General features: G+C 61.6%; 14 protein-coding genes. 5 read left to right on the top strand and 9 right to left on the bottom strand.

Going from position 1 to position 22,352, the window contains the following annotated elements:
* Positions 1 to 29: 29 nt before the first annotated feature.
* Both IB266_RS04965 and IB266_RS04970 read right to left on the bottom strand, forming a co-directional pair.
* Entirely contained in the window at positions 30 to 770 is a 741-nt protein-coding gene (locus IB266_RS04965; protein ID WP_192260396.1) for an IclR family transcriptional regulator, read from the bottom strand.
* 58 nt (positions 771 to 828) lie between these two features.
* Positions 829 to 1,797 carry a helix-turn-helix domain-containing protein gene (locus IB266_RS04970; protein ID WP_192260397.1) on the bottom strand — a complete coding sequence of 323 codons (969 nt, stop codon included), beginning with the start codon at positions 1,795 to 1,797 and terminating at the stop codon, positions 829 to 831.
* A gap of 215 nt (positions 1,798 to 2,012) precedes the next feature.
* Between IB266_RS04970 and IB266_RS04975 the strand changes: the two genes are divergently transcribed.
* From IB266_RS04975 to IB266_RS04985, 3 genes are all read left to right on the top strand, one after another.
* Positions 2,013 to 3,386: an aspartate aminotransferase family protein gene (locus tag IB266_RS04975; protein ID WP_103310029.1), complete on the top strand. Its 1,374-nt coding sequence runs from the start codon at positions 2,013 to 2,015 to the stop codon at positions 3,384 to 3,386.
* A gap of 38 nt (positions 3,387 to 3,424) precedes the next feature.
* Positions 3,425 to 4,879, top strand: coding sequence for an aldehyde dehydrogenase family protein (locus IB266_RS04980; protein ID WP_192260398.1), 1,455 nt, complete (start codon positions 3,425 to 3,427; stop codon positions 4,877 to 4,879).
* A 107-nt stretch (positions 4,880 to 4,986) separates the two neighbouring features.
* Positions 4,987 to 5,550 carry a cytochrome b gene (locus IB266_RS04985; RefSeq protein WP_192260399.1) on the top strand — a complete coding sequence of 188 codons (564 nt, stop codon included), beginning with the start codon at positions 4,987 to 4,989 and terminating at the stop codon, positions 5,548 to 5,550.
* 200 nt (positions 5,551 to 5,750) lie between these two features.
* Here IB266_RS04985 and IB266_RS30955 read toward each other — a convergent pair whose 3' ends face one another.
* The 7 genes from IB266_RS30955 to IB266_RS05020 all read right to left on the bottom strand — a co-directional run bounded on the left by IB266_RS30955 (position 5,751) and on the right by IB266_RS05020 (position 19,730).
* Positions 5,751 to 9,485, bottom strand: coding sequence for a M10 family metallopeptidase C-terminal domain-containing protein (locus IB266_RS30955; RefSeq protein ID WP_192260400.1), 3,735 nt, complete (start codon positions 9,483 to 9,485; stop codon positions 5,751 to 5,753).
* Between the two features lie 123 nt (positions 9,486 to 9,608).
* Positions 9,609 to 10,916, bottom strand: a complete 1,308-nt coding sequence (locus IB266_RS04995; RefSeq protein ID WP_192260401.1) for a TolC family protein — start codon at positions 10,914 to 10,916, stop codon at positions 9,609 to 9,611.
* Between the two features lies 1 nt (position 10,917).
* Positions 10,918 to 12,228, bottom strand: a complete 1,311-nt coding sequence (locus IB266_RS05000) for an HlyD family type I secretion periplasmic adaptor subunit (protein ID WP_225613412.1) — start codon at positions 12,226 to 12,228, stop codon at positions 10,918 to 10,920.
* Between the two features lie 19 nt (positions 12,229 to 12,247).
* Positions 12,248 to 13,963 carry a type I secretion system permease/ATPase gene (locus tag IB266_RS05005; RefSeq protein ID WP_192260403.1) on the bottom strand — a complete coding sequence of 572 codons (1,716 nt, stop codon included), beginning with the start codon at positions 13,961 to 13,963 and terminating at the stop codon, positions 12,248 to 12,250.
* A 231-nt stretch (positions 13,964 to 14,194) separates the two neighbouring features.
* Positions 14,195 to 15,487, bottom strand: a complete 1,293-nt coding sequence (gene fabF / locus IB266_RS05010) for a beta-ketoacyl-ACP synthase II (protein WP_192260404.1) — start codon at positions 15,485 to 15,487, stop codon at positions 14,195 to 14,197.
* 56 nt (positions 15,488 to 15,543) lie between these two features.
* Entirely contained in the window at positions 15,544 to 18,624 is a 3,081-nt protein-coding gene (locus IB266_RS05015; protein ID WP_192260405.1) for an efflux RND transporter permease subunit, read from the bottom strand.
* Positions 18,621 to 19,730, bottom strand: coding sequence for an efflux RND transporter periplasmic adaptor subunit (locus IB266_RS05020; RefSeq protein ID WP_192260406.1), 1,110 nt, complete (start codon positions 19,728 to 19,730; stop codon positions 18,621 to 18,623). Before IB266_RS05020 ends, IB266_RS05015 begins: the two co-directional genes overlap by 4 nt.
* 218 nt (positions 19,731 to 19,948) lie before the next feature.
* On the opposite strand from IB266_RS05020, the gene IB266_RS05025 reads away from it, so the two are divergent.
* Positions 19,949 to 21,412 carry an efflux transporter outer membrane subunit gene (locus IB266_RS05025; protein WP_192260407.1) on the top strand — a complete coding sequence of 488 codons (1,464 nt, stop codon included), beginning with the start codon at positions 19,949 to 19,951 and terminating at the stop codon, positions 21,410 to 21,412.
* Positions 21,413 to 21,548: 136 nt separating this feature from the next.
* Positions 21,549 to 22,334, top strand: a complete 786-nt coding sequence (locus IB266_RS05030) for an SDR family NAD(P)-dependent oxidoreductase (RefSeq protein ID WP_192260408.1) — start codon at positions 21,549 to 21,551, stop codon at positions 22,332 to 22,334.
* Positions 22,335 to 22,352 lie beyond the last annotated feature (18 nt).

Here is a 22,352-nt window from a genome sequence, read left to right on the forward strand (position 1 = left end):
AGCCAGCCGTCCAGCTGCTCTTGCCTTCCTTATTGCAAGGCAATACGCGCCGTCAGTTCCGACGCCGCGCCGGTGACCAGGTCGCACAAGTAGCCCTGCTGGAACGCATGGAACCGCTCGCTACGCCCCACCAGGGTCATGCTCCCGAGCACTCGGCGTTTTTCGTCGAAGATCGGTGCCGCGACGCCACTGCGTCCCGGGTACAGCTCGCTTTCGCTGATGCAGTAGCCTTGCTTGCGGATGGCGAGCAGCCCCTTGGTAAACGGTTTCCACTCCAGCCCCTGATGCAACACTTCGGCGGGCTTCACATGGACGTCATAAATGCGGCGGATCTGGCGCGGCAGCAGATAGGCCAATACGACCCGAGCGGTCGCGCTGTGAAAAAGATCGATCGGTCGCCCCCGGTCGCCACCCACGGGGCCGGCGTCGGAACCCCGGTGGATCAGCACGTTGACCACTGAGTCGCCATGCCATTCGCTGACCAGTGCGTCCAGGCCCGTGTCGGCCACCAGTTTGTCCACCAAGCCCCGGCTGCAGGCCAGCAATGGATCGTAGTGGGCCATCTGATGCTCCAGCGTGACGATCCGTGGGCCGAGTGCGTAGCCGCGTGGCAATCGCTTCAAGAAACCCGCGTCGCCGAGTTCGCGCAGATAACGATAGGCGGTGGCGGGTGTGTAGCCGAGCTCCCGACAAATCACGTCCACATCGATGACCGGCTGTTCAGGGCGAAACAAGTCGAAGACCCTGAGCAGGCGGCGAAGGCTGTTCATCTTTTCGACATCCTTGTGCAGGCCAACCCGCCCGCTGCCGGGTGTAGCGGGCAAAGGCTCAAGCAAGGGCGCAAGCGCCGATGGCAGCGCGCGCGGTTTGGGACGGCAATTCTGCGAACAGCGCCTGATACTCCGCCGCAAAATGGCTGAGGTGATAGAAGCCCCACTGGGCCGCGGCATCGCCAATCGAAAGATGCGTCGCGGGGGTGGACATCAGGGTTCGGCGCACACCATTCAGCCTCACGGAGCGCAGGTAATTGACCGGCGTCGTCTCGGTCACCGAGCGGAAGCTGTTCTGCACGGTACGCCGACTGACTTGGAGGCGCTGGCACAACTCATCCACGCTGGGCACGTTGTTCAATTGCGCGGTCGCCAGGCGGTGGCATTTTTCGACAATATAGCTGCGCGTGGAACTTGGCGTGCGCTGCTGCTTGTCGCAGGCGGGGTCGGTCATCAATTGCAGCAGCTCGCCGAGCATGGTCTGTTCCAGCGCCAGTTCCCGGTCTTGCGCATGGTCGAGTTCTTCACTCAAGAGCGCCTGGGAGAACGCCGCCAGCATTCGACGGCGAGCCTCGGCATAGCGTTGAGTGGACACCTTGATCACCGGTTGACGCAGCAACTGACTGATTTCCTTCGCCGACGCGGTTTGTGCCAACGCATCTTCGAACAACTCCCGCTCGAAGGTGATCGCCAGCAGTTCCATGCCCAGCGGCATATGGAACATGAACTCTTCGCCACCATGAAGAAAGAACAGGCTGCTGTCGTCCACTTCCCGCCCCTGCATCCGGATCGAGCCCGGGACGGTGATCGGCACGGCGAAACACATCTTGCCCCGTGGGGCCACGCCATGCTGCACGACACGCTGGTTGATCTGCTCGCGAAACACGTGGCAGCGCGCCGTCGTCAACTGGATCAGTGAGCTATCAGCCGTACCAGCGGTTAACTGGTTGTAGTCCTGGCTCCACTCCTGGACGGTAGCGGCGTGGACATGAATGTCATGGAAGTGGCTGATGTTCTGGTTTTTCATGATGACGAAAGCCTCGGCCAATATTCTTGTTTTTAGATCGCCCTCCCGAGCGATATTCTCACATAAAGAGAATTCTGCAAATTTTCTTTGGGCAGTGTCTGTGCTCCGGTACTGACGCGCGAGGCGGTCCATCCAATGTGCCGATTCGGGCTACCGGCCTGGAACAGGCCACGGGGATGATCGGCACACTGAAACCGACATCCTGAGAGACCGTCATGAGCGAAGCCAAACTCGAAGCCCTCCATTTCGCGGATGCCCCGCGGATTAACTCCACCATTCCCGGCCCCCGGACCACCGAGGCGCTGGCGTTGTCGGCGCGTACCGAATCCATGGCACGCGGCGGCGGACGCATGCCTGTGGCCATGGATCGGGCGTTCGGCGCGACCTTCAAGGACGCCGATGACAACACCTACATCGACTTGTCCGCGGGTGTGGGCGTCAGCAGCGTGGGTCGCTGCCACCCAAAAGTGGTACAGGCCATTCGCGAACAGTCCGAAGTGCTGATGCACGCTCTGGAGGTCAATAGCACCCGGCGCACCGAACTGGCCGCCAAGCTCTCCGAGATCGCGCCCGACGGCCTGCGCGGCGACTGCATTACATTCTTCACGCAAAGCGGCAGCGATGCGTTGGAAGCGGCCATCAAGTTCGCCAAGCGCGTCACCGGACGGCACCAGATCATCGCCTTCCATGGTGGCTACCACGGCGTGTGGAACGCTTCCGGCGCACTGACGACAGGCACCGCCTATCGCAAGGGCTATGGTGCCCAGATGGGTGGCGTCATTCACGCCCCCTACCCTTATGCCTACCGTTTCCCCTTCGATACCACGCACAAAAGCGCCGAGCAGATCGCCGGCGAGTACGTGGATTACCTGCTGAACACCCCCTACACCGCCGCCGATGACGTGGCTGCCGTGATCGTGGAGCCGGTGCAGGGTGAAGGCGGCTATGTGCCGCCCTCGCCAGAGTTCCTGCAACTGTTGCGCAAGGCCTGCGACCGCAGCGGTGCGCTGCTGATCGTCGATGAGGTGCAGTCCGGCGCGGGACGTACCGGCAAGATGTGGGCAGTCGAGCACTCCGGCGTGAAGCCCGACATGCTCACCTTTGGCAAGGGCATCGGCAGCGACCTGCCAATGGCCGGCCTGATCATGCGCTCGGACCTCGCGGCGGCGATTCCTGACGGATCGATGCCCAACACCTTCGCCGCCAACTCGTTGTCCGCCGCAGTAGCGCTGACCAACATCAGCATCCTCCAGGATCCGGAGCTCGATCTGCTCAACCGTGCCCACACCCTGGGTCTGGAAGCACAGGAGCGTATTCGCGGCTTCGGCAGCCCGCTGGTCGGTGAGGTCCGTGGTCGCGGCCTGATGATCGGGATCGAGCTGGTCTCGGACCCGACCACCAAGGCGCCACTGGCACCGGAAAAGATTGGCCAACTCATGGGCTACCTGCTGAGCCACGGCGTGCTGATGATCCCCTGCGGCCGCTACAGCAACGTGATGCGTGTCATGCCCTCGCTGACGATCTCACGAGCGCTGTTCTTCAAGGCACTGGACATTTTCGGCGACGCCCTGGACGCCCTCGATGCGTGACCTGTCCCGATTCCTGCACATCACTCATGGACTTCAAAATGACTGAGCACTTGAAACACTTCATCGCAGGCGCATCTTTCGAAGCCTCTGACGGCCGCCGCATTAACCTCGTCAACCCCGTGACAGAACAGGTCTACGGCAGTTGCGCCCGCGGCACCGTCGAGGACGTGGACCGTGCCGTGGGCGCCGCACGCCACCAGCTCGAACGTGGCACCTGGAGCCAGCTTGACGGCGCCCAGCGCGCCCGACTGCTGTCGAAACTGGCCGACCTGGTGGAACGCGACACCGACGTACTGGCCGATATGGACGCCGACGCCATCGGCCGCTCGCCGATCGAACCACGCCGGCTGGACGTACCCAACGCGGTCGCAAACCTGCGCGCCTCCGCCGGCTGGGCCAACCAGCTTGAGGGACGGACCATTCCCTCCGGTGGCTACTTCGGCACCAAGTCCCTCTCGTACACAGTACGGGAACCGGTGGGCGTGGTCGGTGCCATCGTTCCCTGGAACTCACCGCTGATGATCACGGTCTGGAAGCTCGCCGCCCTGTTGGCCGCAGGCTGCACCGTGGTCATCAAACCGTCGGAAGAGACGCCACAGTCGGCGCTGCACCTGGCAACGCTGGCCCAAGAAGCGGGCTTCCCCGATGGCGTGATCAACGTCGTCACCGGCTACGGCAACGAGGTGGGTCGTGCCCTGTGCGAACACCCCCATGTCGACAAGATCAGCTTCACCGGCAGCCCCGAAGCCGGACGTGAGATCCAACGCACTGCCGGCGTGCTGTTCAAGCGCGTGGCCCTGGAGTTGGGCGGCAAGAGCCCGCAGATGGTCTTCGACGATGCCGCCTTCGACGACGCGCTGTTCGGCTGCTCCCTCGGCCTGTTCGCCAACCAGGGCCAAGTCTGCGCGGCCGGCTCGCGCATCCTGGTCCAACGCGGCCTCGCCGATCGCTTCGCCGCAGCGCTGGCTGATGCCGCGCGGGCCGTCAAAGTGGGCGACCCTCGCCAACCCGGCGTGCAGATGGGGCCGGTGGCCAAGAAAGCCCAATTGGATCGCGTCAACCGCTACATCCAGTTGGGCATCGACCAAGGTGCGTCCCTGCTGGCCGGTGGGGTATCGAACCCTGAACAAGGTTGGTTCGTCCGGCCGACCATCTTCGCCAACGCCCGCAATGACATGGCGATCGCCCAGGACGAGATCTTCGGGCCCGTCGGCACGGTGATCACGTTCGACAGCGAAGAAGAGGCCGTCGCACTCGCCAACGATTCCAACTACGGCCTTGCAGCCACGGTCTGGACCAGCGACCTGGCACGAGCGCATCGCGTCGCTGCGGCGGTGAAGGCCGGGGCCGTGGGCATCAACTGCTGGAGCCCGCTGGACGCCAACCTGCCATGGGGCGGCGTCAAGGCCAGCGGCATTGGCCGGGAAGGAGGATTCAGCGGCGCGCTGGCCTACACCGAGGAGAAGGTCATTACCGTGCTGCTGCCCGGCTGAAAACAATCCCTGCACTTGACCGGACCACCCTCCCAGTCCCCGTGCCTCAGAGGGTGGCCGTTCAAACGTGCTTTTTCGATGCCTTGATGATCGATGGAGAGACCGTGATGAATCTGGTAAATCAAACAACAATTGATCGGTATCCAACGTCCCTGCGAATTTTGCACTGGGTCCGCGCCGTGCTCGTCGCTGGCCTCCTCTGGGCGGGCTGGCACATGACTGGGCTCGATGACGAAGTGGCAAGCAAATATGAGCTCTATTACCCGTGGCACAAATCCTTTGGGGTGCTGGCATTCCTGGTGGTTCTGGTCCAGATCGCCCTGCGGGTGAGAGCGGCCAGGCTGCCACAACCGCCAGAGACGCTGGCACGGTATGAGCGGGTTTCGTCAAGACTTGCCCACCGTACCTTGTACGCGCTGCTGGTGATCGTGCCGTTGATGGGCTATTCGATGTCGAGCACCTACACGATGAGCGACGGCGTATTCTTCTTTGGGGTGAACCTTCCGGAGCTCCTGGGCAAGAATGACGACTGGTTCGTCGTCTTCCAATGGCTGCACAAAGTGCTCGCCTACACCCTGCTCGGTCTGCTCCTGGTGCATGTCGCCGGTGCCCTGAAGCACCGGTTTTATGACCGCGACCCTCGAAACGACGTCCTGCGCCGCATGCTGTGACTGGATGGTGGGGTATTGCGGCGCTCGACATCGGTGCGACGAAAACCCACAAGGGCAAACCCCTGTCGCAAGACGCGGTGCTGTGGGTACAGGCCGGGGACATGAAGTGACCAGGCGCCAGCGCAAGCAGCAGGCGCGTGGTGACAACGCGGCACTTGATACAGAAAGGGCCCTGGATTTTCCTCACAGGGCCCGAGCTATCAAACGATCAGATCGTTGGCGTTGAGGGTATTGACACCCGTCAGCTGGATTTCAAAATCCGCGCCCAGATCACCATTGACGTTGCCGTACAGCACCTGGTCGACGAAACGCAATTGTCCCGCTGCCGTGAAATCATTCGAATCGATGAAGCTGAACGAGTCGACAAACGTGGTCAGGAGATTGGCATCGAATTTCGACAGGTCCAACTTGTCGCCCTGCAGGCTATTGAAGTCGGAAATGGAGTCACTGCCAAATCCTTTGCCCAGATCACCCAGCGTGTTGAAAACAAAGCGGTCGGCTCCGTCTCCACCGTGGAGGCTGTCCCCACCCAGGCCGCCGATCAGTGTGTCATTGCCGGCCCCACCGTCCAAGGCGTTATTTCCGGCGTTGCCGATCAGCACATTGTCCAGTTCGTTACCGATCCCCATGAAGGCGGTCCCCGTCAGCGTGAGGTTCTCCAGATTGGCACCCAGGAACCAGCTCACAGACGAGACTACCGTATCGGTTTCGCTGGTCAGTGTGGAGGTTTCCCTGATGACATCCTGAGCGTTGTCGATCACATAGGTGTCGTTGCCAGCGCCGCCAATAAGCGTATCGATGCCGCTGCCGCCGTCCAGCGTGTCATTGCCAGCGCCACCGCTCAGCGCGTTGTTGCCGGCATTGCCGGTCATCACGTTGTTCGAGGCGTTGCCACTGCCGTTGAGGTTGGCGCTGCCGATCAGCGTGAGGTTCTCCAGATTGGCGCCCAGGCTCCAGTTGACCGCTGAACGCACGGTGTCGATTTCACCCACCAAGGTGCTGGTTTCGCTGATGACATCCTTGAGGTCATCGACCGTGTAGATGTCATTGCCCGTACCGCCACTCAAGGTATCGGCACCTGCGCCACCATCGAGGTTATCGTTGCCCGCCCCACCCTGGAGGTTGTTCGCCGAAGCATTGCCTATCAGGCTGTTGCTCAGCTCGTTGCCAATCACGGTGAACGCCCCGGCACCGCTCAGGATGACGCTTTCGACGTTGCGCAGATTGCTGAGGTTCAGGTCGACGACGCTGCTCGACGCGCTTGCGGCGTAAGTGAGGGTCAGGCTGTCGCGGCCCTGATCGACATTCTCTTGGACCAGGGCCAGCTCAGCGACCTGATCGAGCGTATAGGCGTCATTCCCCGCACCACCGATCAGCGTGTCCAGCCCGGCGCCACCGTTCAGCACGTTGTTGCCGGCGTTACCGGTCAGCACGTTGTTCAGGGCGTTGCCGGTACCACTGAGCTGGGCAGTGCCGGTCAGGATGAGATTTTCCAGGTTGGCGCCCAGTGTCCAGTTCACCGAAGCACGCACCGTATCGATTTCGCTGGCCAGGGTAGTGGTTTCGGTGACGACGTCCTTGAGGTTGTCGACCACATAGGTGTCATTGCCGGCACCGCCAATAAGCGTATCGATGCCACTGCCGCCGTCCAGCGTGTCGTTGCCTGAACCACCACTCAGCGCGTTGTTGCCGGCATTGCCGGTCATCACGTTGTTCGAGGCGTTACCACTGCCGTTGAGGTTGGCGCTGCCGATCAGCGTCAGATTCTCCAGATTGGCGCCCAGGCTCCAGTTGACCGATGAACGTACAGTGTCGATTTCACTGCTCAGGAGGGTCGTTTCGTTAACGACGTCCTTGAGGTTGTCGACTACATAGGTGTCGTTGCCGGCACCGCCAATAAGCGTATCGATGCCACTGCCGCCGTCCAGCGTGTCGTTGCCTGAACCACCGCTCAGCGCGTTGTTGCCGGCATTGCCGGTCATCACGTTGCTCGAGGCGTTACCACTGCCGTTGAGGTTGGCGCTGCCGATCAGTGTGAGGTTCTCCAGATTGGCGCCCAGGCTCCAGTTGACCGACGAACGTACGGTGTCGATTTCACCCACCAAGGTGCTGGTTTCGCTGATGACATCCTTGAGGTCATCGATCGTGTAGATGTCATTGCCCGTACCGCCACTCAAGGTATCGGCACCCGCGCCGCCATCGAGGTTATCGTTGCCCGCCCCACCCTGGAGGTTGTTCGCGGAGGCATTGCCTATCAGGCTATTGCTCAGCTCGTTGCCAATCACGGTGAACGCCCCGGCACCGCTCAGGATGACGCTTTCGACGTTGCGCAGATTGCTGAGGTTCAGGTCGACGACGCTGCTCGACGCGCCTGCGGCGTAAGTGAGGGTCAGGCTGTCGCGGCCCTGATCGACATTCTCTTGGACCAGGGCCAGCTCAGCGACCTGATCGAGCGTATAGGCGTCATTCCCCGCACCACCGATCAGCGTGTCCAGCCCGGCGCCACCGTTCAGCACGTTGTTGCCGGCGTTGCCGGTCAGCACGTTGTTCAGGGCGTTGCCGGTACCACTGAGCTGGGCAGTGCCGGTCAGGATGAGGTTTTCCAGGTTGGCGCCCAGCGTCCAGTTCACCGAAGCGCGCACCGTATCGATTTCGCTGGCCAAGGTAGTGGTTTCGGTGACGACGTCCTTGAGGTTATCGACCACATAGGTGTCATTGCCGGCACCGCCAACAAGGGTATCGATACCGCTGCCGCCGTCCAGGGTATTGGCACCGGCGTTGCCAGTGATGCGGTTGTTCAACGCGTTGCCCGTGCCATTGAGATTGGCGCTTGCGCTCAGCGTCAGGACCTCGATGTTGGCGCCCAGGGTGTAATCGACCGCAGAGATGACAGTGTCGGTTTCGCTGGCCAGGGTGCTGCTTTCCTGGACAACGTCACCGATATTGTCGACGACGTAAGTGTCATTGCCTGCCCCGCCGATCATCGTATCTTTGCCGGCACGACCGTTCAGGACATTGGCCAGCGCATTGCCGATCAGCGTGTCGTCATTGGCCGAGCCGAATGCGTTTTCGATCTTGGCGCCATAGGCGATCGCCAGCCCTTCGTTGAAAGCGGCCTGGGTAGTGAGGTCCGTAAACGCTTGGCCGATTTTGCTGAACTGGCCTTCATTCAGGTTGATGCGGACTGCTTCCTGCTGATTGAAGGCATCAATTGAATCAGTGCCGCCAGCGTCCCAGATAGTCTCGAAAACCGACTGTCCAACAGCCCAGCTATACGAGTTGTTCCCCGTTTGCCACTGAGTGTTTGCACCGTAGAGACTCTGGATGGCAGCGATATCCAGCAACATGGGCGTGGTTGGCTGATAGGAATACGCGGCGTCGTAGCTCATGACCGTATAACGGACATCATCGAACTGGGGGGCAAGCACCGTCGGGTTCGACAGCAACTGGGAAAACGGATGCTTGAGGCCCAGCGCGTGACCGATCTCATGGACAAAGACCAGGTAGTCGTAAGTGCCTTTGACAGGACTCGGGTTGTTCGTCACCGGTCCGATCCAGACATCACCGGCGCTGGGGGTTTCATCGGGAAAATAAGCCCAGGCAGCGGTGTCGCCGTCCATATCCTGGTAGCCGCCGAAACGCAGGTCACCCACATTGGTACCGGATTCGCCGACCTGTGTGAACTTGATATTGGCAACCGAACTCCACATGCCGAGCGCACTGACGATACTGTTCTGCTGGGCTGACGTCAGGACGTAGCCGGCCTCATATTCATTGTCACTGCTGTAGTCGGCGGCGAATAATGAACTGTTCGTCATGAAGCTGTACGTCAGGGACGGGGTCCCCCAATAGGTACCGACCAGCAAGCTATCGACTTGCGCGTTGCCGGTCCGAATCGCGGACGAAGTAGAAGAGTAACCAAGTGGACTGGGCATGCGAAGCTTCCTGTAAGCAATCTGCGGCCTTCCAGAATGCGGCCGCTACAAAGGGGGTTATTTTGCATTAGAAACACAAAAAGTGATATCACATAGCCACTTTTCAAGCTTTAAATCCACCAACTATGGCGTAACCAGCCATTCATTCGCCCTGCGAATATCCCCATCTCCCAATCGACCGCTCCAGCGATGCAGCACCAGTAAACTGGTCACGAACTTGTATTGGGACTGATAGAAATCACGCCGTGCACGAAACTCTTCCTTGATGCTATCCAGCACATCGACGGCATTCTTGACGCCGTAGCCAAAGGCTTTTTCCGTGGCCATGCGTGACTTCTCGGCAGACTCCAGCGCACGCCGTGTTGCCTTGATCCGGCTGAGTTCGGCGCTCATGCCGAGATAAGCCGTGCGGGTTTCCTTGATGACCTGGCGACGCAAGGCTTCCAGTTCTTGCTGGGCGACTTCCTTGTCACTTTCGGAACTCGATACCCGTGCACGAGTGGAACCGCCGCTGTAGAGCGGCATCTGCAAATCCAGGGAGGCCACGAGGTTGTCCGAGCGAGGCGTCACGGCGCTTTCATAGCCGATATCACTGCGCTGCGCCGTCAAGTTCAGGCCCAGCCGGGGAAGATGCCCTGCCTTGTTTTCAGCGATGGCCGCCTCGGCGGCGAGGACGCTGTGCTCCCGGGCGTGCAACGCCGGGTTGCTGTCGAGTGCCGTCTGCACCCAGTAGTCCTGCGCTTGCGCCGGCAGGCTGAAGGCAGGATTGTCACCGATGCGCTTGAACCGCTCGCTGACATCGCGCCCCACCAGTTCGGAAATCGCTTCACGGCTGACCAGGACCTTGTTGCTGGCTTCGATCTCGTCAGCCTTGAGCGCATCCACCCGCGCCTCAAGATCCAGTGCATCGGTCACCATGGCCATTTGTCGCGCGTACAAAGCCTTGACCCGCTTGAGGTTACGCTCCGTCGCCTGCAGTTCGCTGCGCACCAGCGACAGCTCGTCTTCTGCGGCAAGCACGGCGAAATAGCGCTCGGACAGATCGATGCTGGCCTGCACCTGGGTATCGGTCGACTCGTAGCCACTCTGCCGGGTCAACTCGATGTACTTCTGGTAACTGCGCCAGACCTGCGGATCATAGATCACCTGATTGAGCACCACGGCCATGCGCTTGCCGTTGTACTGGATACGGTTCAGGTCGTCTTCGCGCCGGCCGCGATTGACGCTGCCGCTGGCGTTGAGCTGCGGCAACAATTGACCGAAGGCCGCCCGCTCCTTGCCCTCGCCGCTTCGGGTCAGGGCTTGTGCCCGCAGGACGCGCGGATCAGCCCCTTGCGCTTCCTGGTGCAATTGCCACAGGTCGACATAAGTGTCATCAGCGAGGACGCCCAATGGCATGAGTGCCAGGCACAGGGTGATCAGACGCTTCATCTCAGTCCTCGATCAACGAACGGGCGAACACATTGCTCGCAGGCTGCATCAAGTATTGCAACAGCGTCCGCGCGCCCGTATTGACCAGCACTTCGACCGGCATTCCCGGCACAAGGGTAAGGTTGCCCAGCGTCTGGCGCCCTTTGTCCGTCAGGGCTACGCGTGCCAAGTAATAAGCCGTGCCTGTGTCCTTGTTGATCAGACGGTCAGCGGAAATCTGCACCAGCCGTCCCTCGATGACAGGCGTGGTGCTGCTCTTGAATGCGCTGAAGCGAATGTCCGCCAACTTGCCCAACGCGATGCGGTCGATGTCCATCGGCGATACTTGCGCCTCGACGATCAGTTCCTCGTTGGCCGGAACGATGTCCAGCAGCGCAGTGCCAGGGCTGACCACGGCACCGAGGGTGTGGACGGTCATGCCCATGACCATTCCGGACTCGGGCGCGAGGATATCGGTACGCTGATCGCGGTCCTGCAAGGTGGCCAGTCGCTCGCGCAACTCATACACCTTGGTCCGCGCATCGCCCAGCAGGCCGGCGACTTCGCTGGCGAAGGCCTTTTTCAATTGCAGGATCTTCAACTGCGCCTCGTCGACATGGACCCGCGCTTGCGCGATCTCGGACTGGCTTTCGGCTATTTCCGTTTGCAGGCGAGCGAGGCTGCGCTCCTGCTCACGCAGGCGCTGCTTGTCCACGTAGCCTTCGGCAAGCAGTGCCCGCAGATCGACTATTTCGTCTTGATAAGAGGCCGCCAGCATCTGCTTGCTGGCGATGATGGCCTTGAATCCGCGAATCTGTTCCTCGATTTGTCCGATGGTCTTCTCTTGCAAACCGATTTCACCCAGCAATGAGGTCCGTCGAGTCTGGAAAATTCGTGCCTCGCTGTCGCGGGCCTCTTGCACTCGCGGGTCAGCGGGGTCCAGGGCCGGCACCGCCACTGGCTCGGGCAGCGCGTCACGTTCTGCCTCCAACCGGGCCTGCAACTGGAGCGCGGCGATCAACTGGCTGCGCGTCGTTTCCATTTCCGAACGCGCCTGGGTGTTGTCGAGCACCAGCAGCACATCGCCGGTTTTCACCAGGTCCCCGTCGTGCACGCGCAGTTCGCGCACGATGCCACCTTCCAGGTGCTGCACCGTCTTGCGGTAACTTTTGACCGTGACCACGCCCGGCGCGAGTGCCGAGCTGTCGAGGGGGGCCAATGCCGCCCAGCCACCGAACAGGCCAAAGGTGACCAGCAGCATGAGGTAGCCGACGCGGCGTATCGGCCTGTCATCGACGGGCAACGCGGTGGATGAGTGCTGACTGTTTTGCATGAAATGGCTCATCCGTTTCCTACGGTTGAATCGCGGCAGCCTGCCGGGTCGTGGGTGTTACATCCCGCAGGCGGGCCAGGACCTGATCCCGCGGTCCGAACAGACTCAGTTCGCCATGATTGAGCACCAGCAGCTTGTCCACCTGCGCCAGCACGCCGGATCGATGGGTAATGACAAATACCGTGGCCCTGCTCTGCCTGAGCTTTTGCAGCGCCTCGGCGAGCATCTTTTCTCCGGCATCGTCCAGGTTGGAGTTGGGTTCATCGAGCACCACCAGGCGCGGCTCACCGTACAAGGCGCGGGCCAGGCCGATTCGTTGTCGCTGGCCGCCGGACAACCCACCGCCATTGGCTCCGATCAAGGTGTCGTAGCCATCGGGCAGTTGCAGAATCAACTCATGCACACCCGCCATGCGCGCGGCGGCGACCACGGCAGGAGCGTTCACCGGGCCGAAGCGGGAGATGTTCTGGCTGATCGTGCCTTCAAAGAGTTCGATGTCCTGGGGCAGATAACCGATGTACTGACCCAACTCCTCCCGACGCCATTGGCTGATGTCGGCACCGTCCAGGCGCACGGTGCCGACCAGGCTTGGCCAGACGCCCAACAACGCCCTGGCCAGGGTCGACTTCCCGGCACCGCTGGGGCCAATGATGCCCACTACTTCGCCCGCGGCCACCTGGAAATCCACGCCGCGGATAATCGGTTTGCGAGCGTCCGGCGATCCCGCCGAAAGACCCTCGACGCGAATCGCCCCTTCGGGTGCCGGCAACGGCATGCGTTCAGGCTCGGCGGCAATCTTGAGCAGCAATTCGTGCAGCCGGGCATATTGCGCGCGGGCGCCCAGGAAGCCTTTCCATACGCCGATCAACTGATCGATGGGCGCCAACGCACGTCCCAGCAAAATCGAGCCGGCAATCATCAGCCCCGACGAAATCTCGTGATTGATCGTCAAATAGGCACCCAGGCCCAGCACCAGCGACTGAACAATCTGCCGGAACGTCCTGGACACCGACGTGATGGTCGCGGCACGGTCGCTGGCCAGGCTTTGCAGGGCGAGAATCTTATGGGTTCGCCCGCTCCAGTGCTCGCGCAAGCTGGCAAGCATGCCCATGGACTCCACCACTTCGGCATTGCGCAAACTTTTGTTGGTGAACGCAGTGGCCGCCATCTGTTCACGATTGGCAGCCTGCAGCGGCGAGTGGGTGAGCTTTTCGTTGGCAAAGGCCAGCGCGCCCAGTAACACGGCACTCACGATCCCCATCCAGCCGTACCAGGAATGAAACATGAACATGACAGCCAGGTAGATCGGGATCCACGGCGCGTCGAAAAATGCAAACAGGCCGTTGCCCGTCAGGAACTGGCGCAAACCGTTCAGGTCGCTCAAAGGCTGGGCCGTGGCATTCATGCCACTGGTATTGAGCGCCTGCTTGAAACTGGCGTCGAACAGACGCCGGCTCAGCAGCGTGTCCAGTCGAGTACTGATCCGCACCATAATCCGCGAACGGACCCACTCCAAGCCACCCATCGTGATCATCAACAGCAACATGATCAACGTCAGCATCAACAGCGTCGACAGGCTGGCGCTGCCTACCGCGCGGTCATACACCTGCAGCATGTAGAACGAAGGAACCAGCATCAGCAAGTTGACGAAAAAACTGAAAAAACCAACGGAAAGAAAACTACCTTTGCAGACGGCAAGGGCGCCTTCCAGTTCGGTCCTGACGTGGGCTGACATGGTTCATCACCTGAGGTCCGATTCTGGTCAAACCTGAAAAATCACAAGGGCACAGGCGCGCGAACGCCTGAAATATCTTTCGGCGAGACACCACTGGAGCGCCCGCACAATCGGATCTATCGCGCTATATCGGCACGCCTGTGCGGTTCTTAAGGAAAAATTGAAATTGATGTGAAAGGTGATACGCCACGCGGGATGGCCCTGCGTGGCGGGCGACACAAGATCAAATACTCAAGCCTCAGCCTCCCAACGACGAAACAACACGCTGGCATTGACTCCACCGAACCCGAACCCATTGGAAAGCGCATGGGTAATCGGCATCTTCCTGGCCTTCAAGCCAACCAGATCAAGCCCAGCGGCGGCCTCGTCAGGATGAACCAGGTTCAGGGTCGGCGGCACGATCTGGTCACGTAGCGCCAATACCGTGAAGATAGCTTCAATGCCCCCCGCCGCGCCCAGCAGGTGGCCGGTAGCCGATTTAGTCGAGGTGATCGCCACCCCGGAGTCCGTGCCGAACACCGAACGAATCGCCGCCAGTTCCCCGCTGTCGCCGACCTGGGTAGACGTCGCATGGGCATTGATATGCTGCACGTCGGCTGGGCTGACAGCGGCCTGGCGCAACGCCTGTTCCATTGCGCGGCGGGCGCCGTTGCCGTCTTCCGGGCCGGCCGTCAGGTGGTAGGCATCGGCGCTGGTGCCATAGCCGACCAGTTCCGCCAGGGGCTTGGCCCCACGCGCCAAGGCATGTTCCAGCGACTCGATCACCAACAAGCCCGCGCCTTCGGCCATGACAAAGCCGTCGCGATCACGGTCGAAGGGGCGCGAAGCTTCCTGCGGGCGGTCGGCAAAACCGGTGGAGAGCGCCCTGGCCGCCGCGAAACAACCCAAGGTCACGCGATCGATCGCCGCCTCGGTACCGCCGCAAACGGCAATGTCCGCCTCCCCGCTCCGGATCAGCCGGGCCGCATCGCCGATGGCCTGGACGCCGGCCGCACAGGCGGTTACCGGGGCACCGAGCGGGCCTTTGAGGCCATGCCGGATGGACACGTGGCCGCCCGCCATGTTGGCGAGAAACGCCGGCGCAGAGAACGGTGACAGCCGACGCGGCCCCCGCGAGTCGGTGGTGCGTATGGCATCGGCAATGGCGCCAAACCCACCCACGCCCGATGAAATGATCGTCGCGGTCCGCTCCTGGTCGACGGTTTCGGTCGGATGCCAGCCCGCCTGCTCCAGGGCCTCATGGGCGGCCACCAGCGCAAACTCGATGAAGCGATCCATTTTCTTGCGATCCTTGACCGGGATGACGCGCTCGGGGTCATAACCAGCGCTGGCGTCTTCCTCCAACGACGGCACCTGGCCGCCCACGGCCACACCGGTACCCTCGGTGATATCGCCAGGCAGGATACGAATGCCGGAGCGGCCGGCCAGCAACCGCTGCCACACCTCTTCTACACCGCAACCCAGGGGGCCGACAATGCCGACACCCGTGACGACGATTCGCTTTTGACCTTCGGGAGTACTCATAAGAACCTCTTCATTTTTCGGTGGACGCTCACTGGCAGCCACGCGCGAACACTCGCTTATACCAGCCGCACTGTTTCAATTGGAGCAGGCTGGCCGGGACGGATCTTGAACCAGATGGAATACATCGCTGGCAGGAACACCAGGGTCATGAGCGTGCCGACGAACGTACCGCCGATCAGCGTGTAGGCCAACGTCCCCCAGAACACCGAGTGCGTCAGGGGAATGAACGCCAGGATCGCCGCCAGCGCCGTCAACAGCACGGGGCGGGCCCGCTGTACGGTGGCTTCGATGACAGCATTGAAGGGATCCAGCCCTTCCTGGGCGTTGTGATGGATCTGCCCGATCAGGATCAGCGTATTGCGCATCAGGATGCCCGACAGTGCGATCAGGCCGACCAGGGCGTTGATGCCGAACGGCTGGTGGAATATCAGCAGCATCGGCACCACGCCAATCAGTCCCAAGGGCGCGGTTAAGAACACCATGAGCATCGCCGAGATCGAACGCACCTGGACAATGATGATCAGCAGCGTCAGCGCCACCATGATCGGCAGCAGGGGCAGGATTGCTTGGTTGGCCTTGCCCGATTCCTCGATAGCCCCTGCCTGCTCGATCCGGTAGCCGTCAGGAAGCGTGTCGAGGATTGGCTGCAATAGCGCGAGCATCGCGCTCGAGACGTCTGGTGGCTGCAAGCCTTCGGCGATGTCGCCGCGCACGGTGATGGTCGGCGTACGATCGCGCCGCCGAAGGATCGGATCCTCCATGCGTACATCCACCTCGCCGACCTGGGACAGCGGGATACGCTGCCCGGCGGCCCCCACCAGCGTAAAGCCTTCGATCCGGGCGGGGTCGAGGCGGATGTCACCGGCGGCGCGCCCCACCACCTGCACCGAACGGATGTCCTCGCGAACCGCCGTGATCGGCACCCCGGTCAGCAGGAATTGCAGTTGCTCGGCGACAGCACTGGATGTCAGTCCGACCGCCTGCAGGCGATCCTGATCCAGGTTGAAATGCAGCGTCGGCACCAGCGGCCCCCAATCGGTGTTGACCGTCCTCATCATCGGGCTGGCTTGCATGACGTCCTGTACGCGTGCGGCAATCTCCCGCAGTTTCGTCGGATCAGGCCCCATCACCCGGTAGGCCACCGGAAACGGTGAATACGGACCGAACACAATCTGGGTCGCCCTGACACGGGCCTCAGGGGCAAGCCCTGCGGCAACCGCTTCGCGAAGACGGAACTTGAGGGTTTCCCGTGCCTCCTGGCTGTCCGTCAGCACGACGATCTTGGCGAACGACGGATCTGGGAGTTCTGGCGCCATTGCCAGGAAGAAACGCGGCGCGCCCTGTCCGATATAGGCGGTGACGATTTTCGCTTCCGCCTGTTTTTGCAGCCAGGCTTCGACCTTGGCCGTGGCGGCGCTGGTCTGCTCGATGGAAGTGCCATAGGGCATTTGCACCTCGACCATTACCTCGGGACGGTCAGAGGTCGGAAAGAACTGCTTTTTCACCAGGCCCATGCCCAGGACGGCCACGACAAACAGCGTGATCACCGTGCCGGCCACCAGCCATTTGTGGCCGATGACCCGCGTCAGGACCTGGCGGAAGCGATTGTAGTGGCGGGTGTTGTAAATGGCGGCATGTCCGCCCTCGACCGGTTTGATGTCCGGCAACATTTTCACCCCCAGGTAAGGGGTAAAAGCCACCGCGACCACCCAGGAGGCGATCAGGGCGATGCCCACGATCCAGAACATGTTGCTGGTGTATTCGCCAGCGGTCGATTGGGCAAAACCGTTGGGCATGAAGCCAATCGCGGTCACCAGCGTACCGGACAGCATCGGTGCGGCCGTGTGACTCCAGGCATAGGCGGAGGCTTTGATCCGGTCGTAGCCCTCCTCCATTTTCACCACCATCATTTCGATCGCGATGATCGCGTCGTCCACCAGCAGCCCGAGCGCCAGGATCAGCGAACCCAAGGTGATTCGGTCAAAGTTCTTTCCAGTAGCCGCCATCACCACAAACACGATGGCCAGTGTCAACGGTACGGCCGCTGCGACCACAACGCCTACACGCCAGCCCATGCTGAGAAAGCACACGAGCATCACAACCAGCAGCGCGACAAAAAACTTGACCATGAACTCGCCGACGGCCGAATCGATGTTCACGGCTTGATCGGTCACCTTGGTCAGCGTCATGCCCAGCGGCATGTCTTCATTGATCTTGCTCGTCTCGGCATCGAGCGCCTTGCCCAGATCGAGGCCGTTCCAGCCCTCGCGCATGATCACCCCCAGCAACAACGCCTCTTCGCCGTTGTTGCGCACCAGGAAGGTGGCCGGGTCTTCATAGCCACGCTCAACCGTCGCCACGTCCGAGAGTTTCAACGTGCGCCCCTGGATGGCCAGCGGCGTGTCGCGGATTTTCTCCAAGGTATCGAAGGCGCCCTCCACCCGCAGGAAAACCTGCGGCCCCTTGGTTTCGATGGAGCCGGCGGGCGTCAGTACGTTCTGGCTGTTCAGTGCGGCGAAGATGTCCTGGGGAGAAACACCCAAGGTCGCCAGCCGATCGTGGGAGAAGGAAATGAAAATGCGCTCGGCCTGTTCGCCGATGATGTTGACCTTCTTCACCCCCGCCACATGCAACAGGCGCTGGCGCAGAACCTCGGCATCACGCACCAGCAGGCGCTGCGGCTCGCCCTTGGCCTTGAGGGCGAAAAGTGCGAACGTCACATCCGAGTACTCGTCGTTGACCAGGGGTCCGATCACACCCGCCGGCAACTTGGTGGCTTCGTCGTCGAGCTTCTTGCGCGCCTGGTAGAACTCTTCCTGCACCTGTGAAGGCGGCGTGCGGTCCAGCAGCGAAACCATGGTGAAAGCCAGACCAGGACGAGTGTAGGTTTCCGAGCGGTCGTACCATTTCAATTCCTGCAGGCGTTTTTCCAGGGGCTCGGCGACCTGGTCCTGCATCTCCTGCGCCGTCGCGCCCGGCCATGCCGTGATGACGGTCAGTTGCTTGACCGTGAACGGAGGATCCTCCGCGCGGCCAAGCTTGAAGAACGCCAGGGTCCCGGCAACGGCAATCAGGAAAATCAGAAATACCGTGATGGCGCGCTCGCGCACGGCGAGCGCCGATAGATTGAAGCTCATTGGCGGGTCCCCGCGACGTTCACATCGCCCTGTGCAAGCAGCCGGACGGGCTCGCCTTCACGCAGCAGATGTGCACCCAGGCCGACAATGCGCTCACCGACGTTGAGACGGCCTGCAACGCGCGCCGCGTCGTCGCTCAAGCCCAAGACCTGGACGGGACGCCAAGTCACTTTTGCCGGCTCGCCGTCGATGACCCACACGCCAGTGCCATTGCCGGGGTCGTACAGCGCCGCAATCGGTACTTGCAGCACCTGCCCCTGGGCCACGCCCTCGGCGATACGCAGTGTGACGGTCGAGCCCAGCGGTGCATTAGCCAGGGCACCTTCCAGGACATAACGTGCTTCAAAGGTACGGGTCACCCGGTCAGCCGAATCGGAAAGCAGTCTGAGTTTGGCGGCGACCGCCCCGCTGGTGTTGCCATACAGCGTCGCCTGGGCGCTGGACCCGACGGCCGGCCGCAAGGTCTCGGGCAGTTGCACGACGGCTTCGCGCTGCCCGGCTCGCGCCAGTCGGACCACCGGTTGACCCGGACTGACGACCTGCCCCGGCTCGGCGAGCGTTTCCATCACCACACCATCGGCGTCGGCGAGAAGCACCGCATAGCCGGACGCATTGCGGGCCACGTCGGCTTGCGCCTCGGCGGCGCTGAGCTGCGCCTTCGCGGTATCGGCGGCGGCTTTGATCTGGTCATAACCCGACGCCGAAATCGCCCCGGCGGCCACCAGCTCGCGATATCGAGCTTCATCGTCAGCGGTCTGCTTGGCTCGGGCACGTGCGGCCGTGACAGCCTCTTGCTGGGCTCGCGCCTGCAAGCCCAGATCGATGGGGTCCAGACGCATCAGCGGCTGGCCCTTCTTGACGGCCTGACCGGCATCCACCAACCGTTCCAGGACCTTGCCTGATACACGAAAGCCCAGGTCGCTCTGGACGCGCGCCGCCACGACGCCGGTGAAAGAACGAGCCCCGGCGGAGGAACCCTGCACTTGCGCAACCCTCACCAGAGGAGCAAGCGTGCGCGGATCGGTAGCAGTGGATGAGTCGCCACACGCCGTGAGGACGAGAGGCAACAAGCAAGCGGCAAGGGTGACAGGTCGGAGCCGGAGCATAGGTTCCCTTTACTGAACAGAGGACTGGGATCTCATTCTTGCGCTCGTGACCAATACTGTCAATGGTCACATATCATCATACAGTTTCTGAATATCCATTTTTTATAGACAACCAGCAAATACTGCACTTTCAATCCGAAAGCCCACTTCCATCACCAATTGACAGGATGTGACCATAATATAATATGGTCACAAATGTCGATCCCAAGGAAACGTCAATGCCACCCCTGCGCCCCCTTGCTTTTTTAGTAAGCGCCAGCTTGATGACCGGCTGCGCGGTCGGTCCGGACTATCAGCGTCCCGATGCCACGCTTTCGGATCGTTTCCTGGGCCAGTCTTCTGTCGAACAAAGGACCGGCACAGCGCGGACCAATCTCACAGTCTGGTGGGAGGGTTTTGGCGACCCGGTGCTGACCGATTTCATCACCAAGGCGTTGGAGCAGAACCTCGACCTTGCCCAGGCCTCAGCGCGCGTTGCCCAAGCGCGGGCGGGTCTGGGCGCCGCCAACGCCGCCTTGCTGCCGTCGGGAAATATCAGCGGCCAGGCCGCACGGGCCTATCAATCCGTCGAGACGCCGCTGGGCCAGGTGCTCGATTCAAACCCCGGTTATGATCGATATGGAAATACCTACTCGATGGACCTGGGCGCAAGCTGGGAACTGGATGTCTTTGGTGGCCTGCGACGCGGACGCGAAGCTGCATTGGCCGAGTACCAGGCCTCCGAGGCCGGGGCCGCGGCCACGAGGCTGGCCGTCGCCGCGCAGACCGCTGACATCTACATCACCCTGCGCGGCTTGCAAGCGCGACTGGACATTGCGAACCGCCAGGTCAAGACCCAGCAGGACCTGCTGGAAAAAGTCCAGCTGCTCTACAGCAAAGGGCTCGCCGCCAGCTATCAGGTCCGCCAGACCGAGGGCGCACTTGCCCAGGTCCAGGCAACGGTACCGGTCCTGCAAACCGGGCTGGATGCCGCCATGAATGCGCTGGATGTCATGCTCGGCACGCCGCCAGGCACCCACCGCCCGCAACTGACCGAGACGGCTAGCATTCCCCTGCCCCCACAAATCAGCGAGATGGGTACACCGGCTGATCTGCTGCGCCGCCGGCCGGACCTCATTGTCGCCGAGCGCCGTCTCGCCGCCTCCAATGCTCGTATCGGTGAAGCCGTCGCCGAGTACTATCCAAAATTTTCCCTCAGCGCGTTGCTCGGCAGCGCCACTACGGTCTCTGCCGGACACCTTTTCTCCGGCGGCGCCAGCCAGGCGTCGGGGGCGCTGGGGCTGCGCTGGAGGCTGTTCGATTTTGGCCGGATCAACGCCCAGATCGACCAGGCCAAGGGACAGGAAGCCGAGGCGCTGGCCGCTTACCGCCAGTCCGCATTGCGCGCCACGGAGGATGTCGAGAATGCCTTCTCCGCCTTGGTCAACCGAGAAGCCCAGGCCACCACGCTCAGCGCGGGCGAAGCGTCATTGAGCGAGGCGCGTCGATCGTCCTTTATCGCCTATCAGAAAGGCACGGCCAGCCTGATCGATGTCCTTAACGCCGACGAAACGCTGCTCCAGGCATCCGATGCCCGGGCACAAGCACGGACGGAATCGGCACGGGCGGCGGTCGCGGCATTCAGGGCGCTCGGTGGCGGCTGGCAAGCGCCGCAGCCACCACAGCCCATAGCGAGCCGATGATTCGACATGAACACCAGGCCGTCATCGCGAGCAAGCTCGCTCCCACAGGGTTAGCGCTCATTCCCTGTGGGAGCGAGCTTGCTCGCGACCGGGCAATCACAACTATTTTCAATCTCTACAACCGGAGTCCAGCCACATGAAAACCAACGAGAATTCCTGGGTGCTCATCACGGGTGCTTCAAGCGGCTTTGGCGAGGAGTTCGCCCGGCAATACGCAGCGCAGGGAAAATCCCTCGTTCTGGTAGCCCGCAGGCTGGACAAACTAGAAGCGCTGTCAAAAGAACTGCGTGAGCGTTTCGGCACCGAGGTGATCAACGAACAAGTCGACCTGTCTTCGATTCCGGCAGTCATCGAATTGCACAAGCGGCTGGTTCAACAGGGTATTGCGGTCGATGTGCTCATCAACAACGCCGGCCATGGATTGCAGGGCCCGTTCCTGGACCACGCCATTGACCAATCCCTGGCAATGATCGATCTGGATATCGCCAGCCTGACCACCATGACTCGCCTCTTTGCGCAGGACATGCGCATCCGTCGCCGCGGGCACATTTTGCAGATCGCCAGCTTGCTTTCCTATCAAGGCGTGAAAAATTTCGCGGTCTATTCAGCGGCCAAGGCCTACGTGCTTCGCTTCTCCGAAGCACTGCATCAGGAACTCAAGGGCGACGGTGTCGTCGTGACCGCACTGTGCCCTGGCATGTCGGATACCGGGTTTGCGCAGAGTGCCAACCAGACCCTCACGCCAGCGCTGAAAATGGTGATGATGCAACCCGAGCCAGTGGTTCGCGCAGGCATTCGCGCACTGCAAGCCGGGCGCATGAGTGTGGTACCCGGCTTCGGCAACAAGGCGCTCACGGTGCTGACTTGGGCCACGCCACGCCGATTTCACCAGCGTCTCATGGCGAATGTCATGGGGGCATGAATGCGATGCGGCGAAGGA

The organism is Pseudomonas sp. Pdm06 (assembly GCF_014851795.1).
Lineage (GTDB): Bacteria > Pseudomonadota > Gammaproteobacteria > Pseudomonadales > Pseudomonadaceae > Aquipseudomonas > Aquipseudomonas fluorescens_AA.

Bases quoted from the DNA above. Each gene is read 5' to 3' on its own strand.
- IB266_RS04965 (WP_192260396.1), bottom strand. From the start codon at position 770: ATGAACAGCCTTCGCCGCCTGCTCAGGGTCTTCGACTTGTTTCGCCCT.
- IB266_RS04970 (WP_192260397.1), bottom strand. From the start codon at position 1,797: ATGAAAAACCAGAACATCAGCCACTTCCATGACATTCATGTCCACGCC.
- IB266_RS04975 (WP_103310029.1), top strand. From the start codon at position 2,013: ATGAGCGAAGCCAAACTCGAAGCCCTCCATTTCGCGGATGCCCCGCGG.
- IB266_RS04980 (WP_192260398.1), top strand. From the start codon at position 3,425: ATGACTGAGCACTTGAAACACTTCATCGCAGGCGCATCTTTCGAAGCC.
- IB266_RS04985 (WP_192260399.1), top strand. From the start codon at position 4,987: ATGAATCTGGTAAATCAAACAACAATTGATCGGTATCCAACGTCCCTG.
- IB266_RS30955 (WP_192260400.1), bottom strand. From the start codon at position 9,485: ATGCCCAGTCCACTTGGTTACTCTTCTACTTCGTCCGCGATTCGGACC.
- IB266_RS04995 (WP_192260401.1), bottom strand. From the start codon at position 10,916: ATGAAGCGTCTGATCACCCTGTGCCTGGCACTCATGCCATTGGGCGTC.
- IB266_RS05000 (WP_225613412.1), bottom strand. From the start codon at position 12,228: ATGCAAAACAGTCAGCACTCATCCACCGCGTTGCCCGTCGATGACAGG.
- IB266_RS05005 (WP_192260403.1), bottom strand. From the start codon at position 13,963: ATGTCAGCCCACGTCAGGACCGAACTGGAAGGCGCCCTTGCCGTCTGC.
- fabF (WP_192260404.1), bottom strand. From the start codon at position 15,487: ATGAGTACTCCCGAAGGTCAAAAGCGAATCGTCGTCACGGGTGTCGGC.
- IB266_RS05015 (WP_192260405.1), bottom strand. From the start codon at position 18,624: ATGAGCTTCAATCTATCGGCGCTCGCCGTGCGCGAGCGCGCCATCACG.
- IB266_RS05020 (WP_192260406.1), bottom strand. From the start codon at position 19,730: ATGCTCCGGCTCCGACCTGTCACCCTTGCCGCTTGCTTGTTGCCTCTC.
- IB266_RS05025 (WP_192260407.1), top strand. From the start codon at position 19,949: ATGCCACCCCTGCGCCCCCTTGCTTTTTTAGTAAGCGCCAGCTTGATG.
- IB266_RS05030 (WP_192260408.1), top strand. From the start codon at position 21,549: ATGAAAACCAACGAGAATTCCTGGGTGCTCATCACGGGTGCTTCAAGC.